Annotated in this window: 11 protein-coding genes; 10 read left to right on the top strand and 1 reads right to left on the bottom strand. The window is 60.2% G+C overall.

The features are described from left to right. Positions 1 to 47: 47 nt before the first annotated feature. Complete coding sequence (locus GTP46_RS26080; RefSeq protein ID WP_161009547.1) at positions 48 to 1,082, top strand: RluA family pseudouridine synthase; 1,035 nt, start codon at positions 48 to 50, stop codon at positions 1,080 to 1,082. After that, the gene (pgeF, locus tag GTP46_RS26075; protein ID WP_161009546.1) at positions 1,082 to 1,834 is read left to right on the top strand and encodes a peptidoglycan editing factor PgeF; all 753 of its coding nucleotides are present in this window, start codon (positions 1,082 to 1,084) and stop codon (positions 1,832 to 1,834) included. Before GTP46_RS26080 ends, pgeF begins: the two co-directional genes overlap by 1 nt. A gap of 2 nt (positions 1,835 to 1,836) precedes the next feature. Here pgeF and GTP46_RS29565 read toward each other — a convergent pair whose 3' ends face one another. Then, entirely contained in the window at positions 1,837 to 2,016 is a 180-nt protein-coding gene (locus GTP46_RS29565) for a hypothetical protein (protein ID WP_202414445.1), read from the bottom strand. Between the two features lie 29 nt (positions 2,017 to 2,045). Between GTP46_RS29565 and phaC the strand changes: the two genes are divergently transcribed. The 8 genes from phaC to GTP46_RS26035 all read left to right on the top strand — a co-directional run bounded on the left by phaC (position 2,046) and on the right by GTP46_RS26035 (position 12,789). After that, the gene (gene phaC / locus GTP46_RS26070; protein ID WP_161009545.1) at positions 2,046 to 3,752 is read left to right on the top strand and encodes a class I poly(R)-hydroxyalkanoic acid synthase; all 1,707 of its coding nucleotides are present in this window, start codon (positions 2,046 to 2,048) and stop codon (positions 3,750 to 3,752) included. Positions 3,753 to 3,954: 202 nt separating this feature from the next. Further along, positions 3,955 to 4,506, top strand: coding sequence for a polyhydroxyalkanoate synthesis repressor PhaR (gene phaR / locus GTP46_RS26065; protein WP_161009544.1), 552 nt, complete (start codon positions 3,955 to 3,957; stop codon positions 4,504 to 4,506). A 166-nt stretch (positions 4,507 to 4,672) separates the two neighbouring features. Next, positions 4,673 to 6,031, top strand: coding sequence for a GH1 family beta-glucosidase (locus GTP46_RS26060; RefSeq protein WP_371869768.1), 1,359 nt, complete (start codon positions 4,673 to 4,675; stop codon positions 6,029 to 6,031). Positions 6,032 to 6,076: 45 nt separating this feature from the next. Next, positions 6,077 to 7,315 carry an ABC transporter substrate-binding protein gene (locus tag GTP46_RS26055; protein WP_161009543.1) on the top strand — a complete coding sequence of 413 codons (1,239 nt, stop codon included), beginning with the start codon at positions 6,077 to 6,079 and terminating at the stop codon, positions 7,313 to 7,315. Positions 7,316 to 7,318: 3 nt separating this feature from the next. Next, complete coding sequence (locus GTP46_RS26050) at positions 7,319 to 8,203, top strand: carbohydrate ABC transporter permease (RefSeq protein WP_161009542.1); 885 nt, start codon at positions 7,319 to 7,321, stop codon at positions 8,201 to 8,203. Between the two features lie 92 nt (positions 8,204 to 8,295). Beyond that, the gene (locus tag GTP46_RS26045) at positions 8,296 to 9,174 is read left to right on the top strand and encodes a carbohydrate ABC transporter permease (protein WP_161009574.1); all 879 of its coding nucleotides are present in this window, start codon (positions 8,296 to 8,298) and stop codon (positions 9,172 to 9,174) included. Positions 9,175 to 9,177: 3 nt separating this feature from the next. Continuing rightward, positions 9,178 to 10,263: an ABC transporter ATP-binding protein gene (locus GTP46_RS26040; RefSeq protein WP_161009541.1), complete on the top strand. Its 1,086-nt coding sequence runs from the start codon at positions 9,178 to 9,180 to the stop codon at positions 10,261 to 10,263. Positions 10,264 to 10,371: 108 nt separating this feature from the next. Further along, on the top strand, positions 10,372 to 12,789 hold the full coding sequence (locus GTP46_RS26035) for a TonB-dependent receptor (protein WP_161009540.1): 2,418 nt from the start codon (positions 10,372 to 10,374) through the stop codon (positions 12,787 to 12,789). The last annotated feature ends 65 nt before the right edge of the window (positions 12,790 to 12,854 follow it).

The following is a 12,854-nucleotide window of genomic DNA, read 5'->3' as shown; positions in this document are numbered from 1 at the left end:
TGTTTAACCAATGTTTTACGAGGCTAATTATAGCCGATAGGATTACCGTGATATTAACCGCAAAGCCGAATTTGGCCGAATCTTCCTCCGAACACGATGCTGACGTCGAACTGGCGCTCCACGACGACGACGATGACGGTCTGGCCCCCATCGAACTCGAACTGAGTCCAGAACACTGCGGCCAGCGCCTCGACAAGATCATTTCCGGCTTGGTCCCGCAATTTTCCCGTGGCCGCCTGCAAACCTGGATTACCGACGGCTTCGTGACGGTCGACGGTAAAACCGCCAAAAGCACCAAGGATACCGTCTACGGCGACGAGAAGATCGTCATTCTGCCCCAACCGGAGCCGGAAGACGAGGCTTTTAAGCCAGAACCGCTCGAACTTAACATTGTTTTTGAAGATGAGCACCTGATCGTCGTGAATAAACCGGCGGGCCTGGTGGTCCATCCGGGTAACGGCAACTGGTCCGGCACCTTGCTGAACGGCCTGCTGCACCACTATCCGCAGCTGAGCGGCGTGCCGCGCGCCGGCATCGTGCACCGCCTGGACAAGGATACCAGTGGCCTGATGGTGGTCGGCAAGACGCTGGCCGCCCAGACCGACCTGGTGCGCCAACTGGCCGCCCGCACCGTCAAACGCGAGTATTTTGCGCTGGTATGGGGCACGCCACGTATTAGCGGCACCATCGATGCGGCAATGGGCCGTCACTCGCGTGACCGCGTCAAGATGGCGGTATCGACCGGCATGGGCTCGAAACCAGCAATTACCCACTATTCGCTGATTTCCAGCGGCAAGCTGGGCGAAGGCCGTCCGGTCAGCCTGGTGCAGTGCCGCCTGGAAACCGGCCGTACCCACCAGATTCGCGTCCACATGCAGTCGATCGGCTTCCCGCTGGTGGGCGATACGGTGTACGGCAAGCAGCACTTGGCCGATTATTTCCCGCGCCAGGCGCTGCAAGCGCGTCGCCTGGGCCTGGTGCACCCGGCCACCGGCGAGCAGTGCGAGTGGATGGTGCCGCTGGCGCAAGACTTCGCTGAACTGCTGGCCCGCGCCGGCATCGAGGAACCGGAAGCTATTTGATGTCGGGGCTGATCCCGCACTGGCCGGGCTTGCCAGACAATGTTGGTGTGTTGTCGACCACCCGGCTGGGCGGCGTTAGCCCTGCGCCGTACGGTGATGGTGCGGGTGGCGCTGGCCTCAATCTGGGTAACCACGTCGGCGACCAGCCGGAAAACGTGGCGCAAAACCGCGTCATCCTGTGTGCCGGGCTGCCGTCCGAGCCGGTATGGCTGTCGCAGGTGCATGGCACTGCCGTGGTCAACGTGGCCACGGTAGCGCCGCAGCCAGCGCCGGAAGCCGACGCCAGCCTATCCACCACGCCCGGCAAAGTCTGCCTCATCATGACGGCCGACTGCCTGCCAGTCCTGTTCTGCGATGCCGAAGGCAAAACCGTCGCCGCCGCCCACGCGGGCTGGCGCGGTTTGGCTGCCGGTGTGCTGCAAAACACGATACAAGCCATGCGCGACGCCGGCGCCGGCGAGCTGGCGGCGTGGATGGGGCCGGCCATCGGCCCGGATCAATTCGAAGTAGGTGAAGACGTGCGGCTGGCGTTCCAGCAGCAGGGCGCGCCGGATGCGTTCAAGCCCATCGAAGGCAAGCCGGGCAAATACCTGGCCGACATCTATGCGCTGGCACGCTACGTGCTCCAAAAAGCAGGCGTGCAGCAGGTGCACGGCGGCGAGTATTGCACGGTGTCCGATCCCGGCCAGTTCTATTCCTATCGCCGCGACGGCGTCACCGGCCGCCAGGCCAGCTTGATCTGGATCAAGTAGGCCTATTGTCCGACATTGCGGCGGCGCGCTTTGCGCTTGCCGCTGCCGGCGATATAGAACAAGATCCCTAGCGGCAGCACGCAATAGAACAAAAACGTTACAATTCCCGCAACCACGGAGGTTTCGGTCAGTGCCATCAGGCCAACCACGTAGATCCAAGCAACAGCAGTAATCAGCAGCATTGTGTTTAACTCACTTTAGGGAACCACACATGAATTTGCCCGATCCTCAAGCCATTGCCAACGCCTGGATGTCGCAGATGAGCGACCCCGGACAGCGGCAATCCTGGTTCAATGCGGCGCCGGCCACCGAGGCCCACCCGCTGGCCGCCATGATGCAGGATGTTGGCGCCCACATCAAGCCAGATGCAATGGAGCGGCTGAAGAATGCGTATCTGCAGGATTTCGGCGGGCTGTGGCAGGAAGTCGTGTCCGGCAAGACCCCGTCCATCAGCGACCGCCGGTTTACCTCGGCCGCGTGGCAGGGCAACCCGATGACGGCATTTAACGTCGCCGCCTACCTGCTGAACGCCAAGTTCCTGACCGCGATGGTGGAGACGGTGGAAGCCAATCCCCAGCAAAAACAGAAAATCCGCTTTGCCGTGCAGCAGATTGTGGATGCCATGTCGCCGGCCAACTTCCTCGCCACCAATCCCGAAGCCCAGCAAAAACTGATCGAAACCAAGGGCGAAAGCCTGACCAAGGGCTTGGCCAATATGCTGGGCGATATGGGCAAGGGCCATATTTCGCTGTCGGACGAATCGGCATTCGAAGTCGGCCGCAACCTGGCCACGACCGAGGGCACGGTGGTGTATGAGAATCCGCTGTTCCAGCTGATCCAGTACACGCCGAAGACCGAAAGCGTCAACCAGACGCCGCTGCTGATGGTGCCGCCGTGCATCAACAAATTCTACATCCTCGACCTGCAACCAGAAAATTCGCTGGTGCGCTACGCGGTAGAGCAGGGCAATACCGTGTTCCTGATCTCGTGGAGCAATCCGGACAAATCGCTGGCCAACACCACCTGGGACGATTACGTCGACAAGGGCGTGATCAACGCCATTCGCGTGGTGCAGGACATCACCGGCGAAGACAAGCTGAACATGTTTGGCTTCTGCGTTGGCGGTACCATCGTCTCGACCGCGCTGGCGGTGCTGGCGGCGCGCGGCGAGCAAGTCGCCAACAGCCTGACCCTGCTGACCACCTTCCTCGACTTCAACGACACCGGCGTGCTGGATGTGTTCGTCGATGAAGCGCAAGTATCGATGCGCGAGCAGCAGTTGAAAGGCGGCGGTTTGATGCCGGGCCGCGACCTGGCCAGCACCTTCTCCAGCCTGCGTCCGAACGACTTGGTGTGGAACTATGTGCAGTCCAACTACCTGAAGGGCAACGACCCGGCCGCGTTCGACCTGCTGTTCTGGAACTCCGACAGCACCAACCTGCCGGGCCCGATGTTCTGCTGGTACCTGCGCAACACCTACCTTGAAAACAAGCTCAAGACCGGCAAGCTGGTGGTGGCGGGCGAGAAGGTGGAACTGGGCAAAATCGATGCGCCAGCCTTCATCTACGGCTCGCGCGAGGACCACATCGTGCCGTGGCCGTCGGCCTTCGATTCGCTCAACATCCTGAACGGTAAAAACCGCTTCGTGCTGGGCGCTTCCGGTCACATTGCCGGTGTCATCAATTCGCCGGTGAAAAACAAGCGCAACTATTGGGTCAACGACAGCTGCAAAGCCAAGACCGCCGAGGCGTGGATGGATGGCTCAACCGAAATTGCAGGAAGCTGGTGGCCGGAGTGGGCCAAGTTCCTGAACGAGAACGGCGGTAAAAAGGTCAAGCCCAAAGCCAAGCCGGGCAATACAAAATACAAGCCGATTGAGGCCGCGCCGGGACGCTACGTGAAGGTCAAAGCGGATTAATTTCGCAGGGGAAAAAGCACGAAAGTTGTTTAACTGTAAATTTGGTTGCGTTGCAATAAAAGCCAAAAGTTATATCAGATTGTGCAAGATGGGCTTTTTCCCCTCTATAATAAGTAAAGTAGGCACGCGGGAAGGGGATTATCCATCCGCTTTCTTTCCGATTTTTAGAGACACGCGCTGCGGCGCAATAAACGGACTTGTGATGAGTAGTGCGAAAAAAAATGCTGACCGCCTGATTAAAAAATATCCGAACCGCCGTCTGTACGATACGCAGACCAGCTCGTACATCACGTTGACCGACGTGAAGCAGCTGGTGTTGGACAATGAGGAATTCACCGTTGTCGACGCCAAGACCAATGAAGACCTGAGCCGCAGCATCCTGCTGCAGATCATCCTGGAAGAAGAGGCCAGCGGCGCGCCGATGTTCTCCAGCGACGTGCTGGCGCAGATCATCCGCTTCTACGGCCACGCCATGCAGGGCATGATGGGCTCGTATCTGGAAAAGAACGTCCAGGCGTTCACCGATATCCAGCGTAAGTTCACCGGCACCGCCGTGGGCGGTCAGCCGTTTAGCCCGGAAATGTGGTCCCAGTTCATGAACGTGCAGGGCCCGATGATGCAAGGCATGATGAACAACTACATCGACCAGAGCAAGAGCCTGTTCGTGCAGATGCAGGAACAGATGCAAAGCCAGAGCAAGAACCTGTTCGGCACCTTCCCATTCGTGCCGGTACCGCCGACCGACAAAAAGTAATTTCGCTACGTCTTTTGCAGTGGCCAGACGGCACAGCACCTCAGGGTGACTGTGCCGTTTTTGTAGCTGCATTACAAAAATTTCGTTGACACTCCAAATTCTTCGCTGTTAGTATCTATTCATCTTGTGGAAGCGCTTCCACTGCAATGAGAACAAAGGAGATGTTGTGTTAGACGTGACTTTTTCACCACCGGCTGACTCGGTCTTGTGGCGCAAGGACTTCCTGATGGGCGCGGCCACTGCCGCCTACCAGATCGAAGGCGCGGTCCATGAGGACGGCCGCCTGCCGTCGATCTGGGATACTTTCTCCGCCACGCCGGGCAAGGTGCTGGCCGGCGACACCGGCGAATTCGCCTGCGACCACTATCACCGCTGGGAAGACGACGTCGAACTGTTGGCCAGCCTGAATGTCGGCGCCTACCGCTTGTCGATTTCGTGGCCGCGCGTGATGACGCTGGACGGCCAGCCTAACCAGAAGGGCATCGCTTTTTACAAAAAGCTGCTGAAGGCCCTGCGTGCGAAAGGCCTGAAAACCTACGTCACCCTGTATCACTGGGACCTGCCACAACACCTCGAAGACAAGGGCGGCTGGGTCAATCGCGACACCGCCTACAAGTTCGCCGAATACGCCGACATGATCAGCAAGGAGCTGAAAGGCCTGGTCGACGCATGGGCCACGCTGAACGAGCCGTGGTGCTCGGCCATGCACGGCTACGGCACCGGCCACCACGCGCCAGGCAAACAGGATGTGGTGTTCGCCACGCAGGCCATGCATCACCTGTTGCTCGGTCACGGCCTGGCGGTGCAGCACCTGCGCGCCAACGATCCATCAGCGCAAGTCGGCATCGTCGCCAATGTGGGCCGCGGCACCAGCACCGACAGCAGCGCCGCCGGCCAGCGCGCCGCGTGGCTGTTCGAACTGCAGCACAATAACTGGATCCTCGATCCGTTGCTGAAGAAGTCCTATCCAACCGCGCTGTGGGAACTGTGGCCGGGCGCCGAGCCGACCATCCTGAATGGCGACATGGACATCATCGGCACGCCGCTGGACTTCCTGGGTATCAATTACTACTTCCGCACCAATGTGGTGAGCGACGGTAAGCACGGCTACACCGAAGTCGATCTGGAAGGTGTGGAGCGTACGCAAATGGGCTGGGAGGTTTATCCGGAAGGCCTGCGCCATCTGCTGGTCGGCTTCCATCGCGACTATCCGAACCTGCCGCCGATTTACATCACCGAAAACGGCATGGCCACCGACGATGCCGTGGTTGACGGCGAAGTCAATGACCATCAACGCATCTCCTTCCTGAATCGCCACCTTGAGGCGGTGAACCAGGCGGTGAAAGCAGGTGTCAATGTACGCGGCTACTTTATCTGGTCGCTGATGGATAACTTCGAATGGGCCTTTGGTTATGAGCGCCGTTTCGGTATCATCCATGTCGATTACGCTACGCAAAAGCGCACGCTGAAACGCAGCGCAAAACTGGTCACGCAATTTTTGGCGGAGCGAGCCGCCCGGACTTAATCTCTACCAATAGAATAGGGCGCTCGACGCCCTCAGGGAGACAGAATGCAGAAAGCATCAAAACTGGGCAGCGCCATTGCGCTTGCCCTGGCAGCCAGCAGCGCTCACGCACAAGCGCCGCTGAAAGCGACCGTGATTCACTGGTGGACCTCGGGCGGCGAATCGGCCGCCGTCAAACAGTTTGCGGAAGCTTATAACAAGGCCGGCGGCTTGTGGATCGACCAGGCCGTCGCCGGTGCTGACCAGTCGCGCGCCACCACCATCAACCGCATCGTCGGCGGTAATGCGCCGACCGCTGCGCAGTTCAACACCTCCAAGCAGTTCCGCGATTTCGTGGAGCAGGGCTTGCTGAATAACGTCGATGACGTGGCGATTGCCGGCAAGTGGGACCAGATCATGCCGCCGTCGATTCTGCAGGCGATCAAGATCAACGGCCATTTCTACGCCGCGCCGGTGAACATCCATATGCCGGCCTGGTTCTTCTACTCGAAGGCCGCGTATAAAAAAGCCGGCATCACCAACGAGCCGCAATCGTGGGAAGAATTCCTCGCGCAGCTGGGCAAGCTGAAAGCAGCAGGCGTGGTGCCGCTGGCCTTCGGTGGCCAGGTGTGGCAGGAGAAGATCACCTTCGACGCCATCTTCGCGATGGTCGGCGGTTCCGACCTGTATCTCAAAGTCTATCGTGACCGCGACCAGAAGGCCGTGATGTCGCCGCAATTTAAACAAGTGCTGGTCGAGTTCAAAAAGCTGAAAGGCTTTGTGGATGCTGGCTCGCCGGGCCGCAACTGGAACGACGCCACCGCGATGGTGGTACAAGGCAAAGCCGGCGTGCAGATCATGGGCGACTGGGCCAAGGGCGAATTCGCCGCCGCCAAGCAGGTGGCCGGCAAGGACTTCGGTTGCTATCCGGGCTTCGGTCCCAAGTCGCCGTACATTGTGGCTGGTGACGCTTTCGTGTTCCCGAAAACGAGCGACGCCAATGCCATCAAGGCGCAGAAGCTTTTGGCCAATGTGGTAACGTCTCCATCGGCGCAAGTGGCGTTTGCGGCGCGTAAAGGCGCGATCCCGATTCGCGGCGACGTCGATGAATCGCAGTTGGATATTTGCGCGCGACTGGGCCTGTCCATCATGAAGGACAAGACGCGCCAACTGCCTAACACTGAGATGCTGGCCACGCCGGATACCACCGGCGCGCTGCAAGATGTACTGACCAGCTACTGGAACAAGAACCAGTCTGCGGACGATGCGCAAAAAGCCTTCGCCCTTGCTATCAAAGGCGAATAAGCCATGGTAAAGAAACGCCAGAACGTTTCATTCGCGGCCTACGTTGCCATCCTGCCGATGGCGCTGACCGTGCTGCTGGCCTACCTCGGCACCATGCTGTGGACGGCCCGCGTATCGGTCAGTAGTTCGCGCACTTTTCCGGCCAGCGATTTTGTCGGCGCCTCGCAGTACATCCGTTTGTTTAACAACGAGCGCTGGCTGCTGTCGCTGCAAAATGTGGCCGTCTACGGCGTGCTGTTTATCGCCGCTTGCCTGGTCATCGGCTTCCTGCTGGCGGTGTTCATCGACCAGAAGGTGATGGCGGAAGGCGCGCTGCGCACCATCTTCCTGTATCCGTATGCGATGTCGTTTGTGGCCACGGGCCTGATCTGGCAGTGGATCCTGAATCCAGAGCTGGGCATCCAGGAAGTGCTGCATAAGCTGGGATGGACCAACGCCCAATTCGACTGGATTGTCGACCAGGACATGGCGATCTACACGATTGTGATCGCCACCGTGTGGCAGGCATCCGGCCTGGTGATGGCGCTGATGCTGTCCGGCCTGCGCGGCGTGGATGAAGAAATCTGGAAGGCCGCGCGCATTGACGGCATCCCGCGCTGGCGCGTCTATCTGAGCATCGTGCTGCCGATGTTGGGCGCTTCCGTATCGACGGCTTTCGTGCTGCTGTTCGTGATGGTGGTGAAGGTGTTCGACGCCGTGGTCGCGATGACGCAGGGCGGTCCGGGCACGGCTAGCGAAGTGCCGGCCAAGTTCATCATGGATTATCTGTTCGGCCGCGCCAATATTGGTCTGGCTTCCGCTGCTTCGATCGTGCTGCTGCTGACGGTACTGGCCATCGTCGCGCCGCTGTACTTTGTGCGCAACCGCCGCGCTGCAATGGGGGCATGATGGGACAAGTTGTGAAAATCGATAAAACTACCGACGGCGTTGCCGCCGCAGCAGCCGAGGCGCCGCACCCGAACGCGGCCAACGACGCCAGCATCCCGGCACCGCGCCCACGCCGCAGCCCTGCATGGACGCCGGCCCGCATCGGGGTGTACAGCTTCCTGATCGTGGCCGCGCTGTTCTTCCTGCTGCCGCTGTACGTGATGCTGGTGACGTCGGTGAAGCCGATGGAAGAAATCCGTCTCGGCACGCTGTTCGCGCTGCCGCAGCACTTGACGCTGGAGCCGTGGCTGCAAGCCTGGTCGTCGGCGTGTACTGGCCTGGAATGCAACGGTATCAAGGGCGGCTTCTGGAACTCGGTCGCCATCGTGGTGCCGAGCACCATGCTGTCGATTGCCATCGGCGCGGTGAACGGCTATGCGCTGTCGTTCTGGCGTCCTCGCGGTGCAGGCTTCCTGTTCGCCATCCTGATGATGGGCGCCTTTATTCCGGTGCAGGTGATGATCTACCCACTGGTGCGCGTGCTGGCTTCCGTGAATTTGTTTAGTTCACTGCCAGGCATCATCCTGATCCACACCATCTTTGGCATGCCGGTGATGACGCTCCTGTTTCGCAATTACTACGCCGCGCTGCCGCTGGAATTGTTCAAGGCCGCGCGTATCGACGGCGGCGGTTTCTGGCGCATTTTCCTGCAGCTGATGCTGCCGATGTCGACGCCGGTAATCGTGGTCGCCGTCATCATGCAGGTCACCGGCATCTGGAACGACTTCCTGCTGGGCCTTGTGTTTGCAGGCTCCGAGCATCTGCCGATGACGGTCCAGCTGAACAACATCATCAACACCACCACCGGCGAGCGCCTGTACAACGTGAATATGGCGGCGACCATTCTGACGTCGGTCGTGCCGCTGGCGCTCTACTTTATTTCCGGCCGCTGGTTCGTGCGCGGCATCGCTTCTGGCGCAGTGAAGGGTTAAGACATGTCTAACGTAGCTATTCGTAATTTGCAGATCAAGCTGGGCGAAAACAAAGTCATTGAATCGCTCAACCTCGATGTGAAAGCAGGGGAGTTCGTGGTGCTGCTCGGCCCTTCGGGTTGTGGCAAATCGACCCTGCTACACAGCATCGCAGGCCTGATCGATACCAGCGCCGGCCAGATCGAAATCGGCGGCAAGGACATGACCTGGGCCGATCCGAAAGACCGCGGCATTGCGCTGGTGTTTCAATCCTACGCGCTGTATCCGACCATGAATGTGGAATCGAATATGTCCTTCGGCCTGCGCATCAACGGCACGCCGAAGGCGGAAATTGCCCGCCGCGTCTCGCGCGCTTCGGACATGCTGCAACTGGGACCGCTGTTGAAGCGCAAGCCGGCCAACCTGTCCGGCGGCCAACGCCAGCGCGTGGCGATCGGCCGCGCCATCGTGCGCGAAGCGGATGTGATGCTGTTCGACGAACCGCTGTCCAACCTGGACGCCAAGCTGCGCACCGAATTGCGCCGCGAGCTGAAACAGCTGCACAAGCAACTGGGCGCCACCATGATCTACGTGACCCACGACCAGGTCGAGGCGATGACGCTGGCGCAGCGCATGGCGGTGATGAAGGGCGGCGTGGTGCAGCAGTTTGATACGCCGGACGTCATCTACAACACGCCGGCCAACCTGTTCGTCGCCACCTTCCTCGGTTCGCCGGGCATGAATTTGTTCAAGGGTGAGCTGGAACAGCAGGGCGGCAAGACGATCTTCACTAACGAACACCTGTCGGTCGACGTGACCGGCTATCCATTCAAGCAGCCGCTGACCGGCAAGCACGCATGCGTGCTCGGTGTGCGGCCGGAAGATATCGATGTCGGTCATAGTGACGGCGTCGGTCAGGCAGTGCGCGCATCGGTTTCCTTGATCGAGGCTATGGGTGCGCACCGTGTAGTGTGGCTGGACTTCCACGGCACGCAAGTTGCGGGCATCGTGCAGGACCAGCAGCTGATTGAAACCGAGAGGGAGGTAAGCTTCTCGATCCGTACCAATCGCATTTCTCTGTTTGATGGGGCCAGCGAACAGCGGCTCTAAAAATATCGTAGTTGCATAAGCACCGGGTCTGCCACGGTATGGCCCGACGCATTCGTGCGTCTCGTGGTGGAAGCGGTTCCACTTGGAAGAAAACGAGGAGATAGACAAATGAAAAAAACCATACTGGCTCTCAGCATTGCGCAAATCGCGCTGGCATCCGGCGCAGCTTATGCGCAGCAGGCCGCAGCGCAGACACCGACGACATCCGCCGACAACGTCGAGAAAATCATCATCACCGCCACCCGCCGCGACACGCTGGTGCAGGACACGCCGCTGGCCATTACCGCGTACACGCAGGACACGCTGGCCAACAACCAGGTCAAGGATCTGGCCACCATGACGGCGATGGTGCCTAGCCTGGTGGTCGAGCCGCACAGCGATTCGGGCGGTGTGCACGTCTACATGCGCGGCGTGGGCTCGGCCAATCACACGGAGCTAGGCGACCCGGCGGTGGCATTCTATGTGGACGGCATTTACGTAGCGCGTCCGCAAGGTGCTACGGCGATGATGTACGACCTGAATCACGTCGAGGTGGCGCGCGGCCCGCAAGGTACGCTGAACGGCCGTAACTCGACTGCCGGTGCCGTCAACCTGGTATCCGGCGCGCCAAGCACCAGCAAGGTATTCGGCTCGGCCAGCGTGACGGTGGGCGACTACCACCATGTGCAAACGCAGGCCATGATCAACATCCCTCTCAGCGACGACATCGCGCTGCGCATCGCCGCCATCAAGGACCAGCATGACGGCTACGTCGATTTCCGCAAGGGCTCGAATGTGATGCCGGGCACGCAGAAATACGGCGCCGGCAACCAGCAAGGCGCGCGCGCTTCGCTGCTGTGGAAGTTCACGCCGGAGCTGAAGGCTACCTTCATCGCCGACTACTACGCCGACACCGGCGCTGGCAACATCTATCTGTCGGCCGAACCGAAAGCGGGTCAGAACCTGCGCTCGGCGCTGATCGATACGCCGGGGACCCTGGATCAATCCATCCTCACGGCCAAGAGCAAGGTGCAATGGCGTCCGGTTGACGGCATCGAGGCGCAGTACCTCGGTGCGTGGAGCCGCCTGAAACGCAGCAACGCCAGCGATGCGGACGCCGGTTTCTACCCTGGCTTCAAGGCGGAAAACCGCACCGAATGGGGGCAATTCGACAGCGTCTCGAACGAGCTGCAACTGCGCTCGGATAGCGAAGCGCCACTGCAATGGGTGGGTGGCCTGTTCTTCTTCCGCGAGAAAAACAAGATCCGCTTCGACATTGATCGCAGCCAGATTTCGGAAGCGATGCTGGCGCAGGATATCGCCAACGGCAGCGTGATCTTCGTGCAGCCGACCGTGGGCCAGTATGCATCGGCCATGTCCTTCATCCAGGGCGACCGCGAGCTGCATTCGAAAGCGGCCTTCGCGCAAGCCAGCTATGAGCTGGACCCGGTGTGGAAGCTGACCGCCGGCGCGCGCTACACCAAGGACCACAAGTTCGACATCGGTGGCCAGAACTGGGCCTGCCCGAACTGGCCGGACAACGCACCGCGCGGCGCCACGCTGACGCCTAGCCAGATCGCGCAACTGGTGACGCCGGGCGTGGGCACCATCAACACCCACAATATCGGACCGGGCGGCGTGGTGAATCAAACCACTTGCGGCAATACCTACGGCGACAACACCGCCGACCTGGCGTACGGCCAGGCGACGTGGCTGGGCCGCGTGGAGTACAAGGTGTCGAAGGATATCCTGACCTTCGCGTCGGTGACCACCGGCTTCCACTCGCCGGCCATCGGCGACGGCGGTGCTACCACCAAGCCTGAAAAGCTGACCAGCTATGAATTCGGCTTCAAGTCGGACCTGCTGGACCACCAGCTGTCGTTGAACATCGACGCGTTCTGGATGAAGTACAAGGACAAGCTGGAGTCGCAAGTGGTGAACAACACGCTGCAGAACTTCAACGCGGCCGGCGCCTCGGTGAAGGGTGTGGAAGCGGAATGGGCATGGCGTCCGACCAGCGTGGATCGCTTCAGTGGCAACGCCACCTGGCTGAAAGCGCGCTACGACGACTTCCTGTCCTGCGACGTCGATGCAGCGCGCGCCAACGGCCAGTCTTGCGGCACCACCGCGCCGACCGTGAACGTAGGCGGCAGCGTGCTGAAACACGCGCCGACCTTTGCCACCACGCTGATGTACGAGCATGACTTCGACACCGGCAAGGGCCGTGTCACGCCGCGCGTTTCGGCGCACTACGAGACCGAGTCCTTCATTGGTTCGGGCGCGTTCTCGAACGATGTGCCGGGCCATCCAGGTGTGAAGATGCAGCAGGCGTACACCACGCTGGATTTAAGCGTGCGCTATGAACCATTCGGCAAAGCCTACACCGCCGAACTGTTTGTGAACAACGCCACCGACAAGGAAGTGAAGTACGACGCGATTGAAGTCTGCACCCAGGTTGGCGCCCCATGCCAGCCGAAGCAGCAGATCTGGGCGGCGTATTACAACAACCCGCGTACCTTCGGCGCGCGCGTATCGATGAAGTTTTAAGTTGTAGTAAGGGGTAGTAGTGTCTTGGGCTGGCGCCGTCCCCGCGCCAGCCTTTTTTTTGCATG

It is taken from the genome of Duganella flavida (assembly GCF_009857445.1).
In the GTDB taxonomy this organism is placed as follows: domain Bacteria; phylum Pseudomonadota; class Gammaproteobacteria; order Burkholderiales; family Burkholderiaceae_D; genus Rugamonas; species Rugamonas flavida.
Note: the sequence above shows the minus strand (reverse complement) of the source record. Positions and strands in the feature narration are given on the sequence as shown.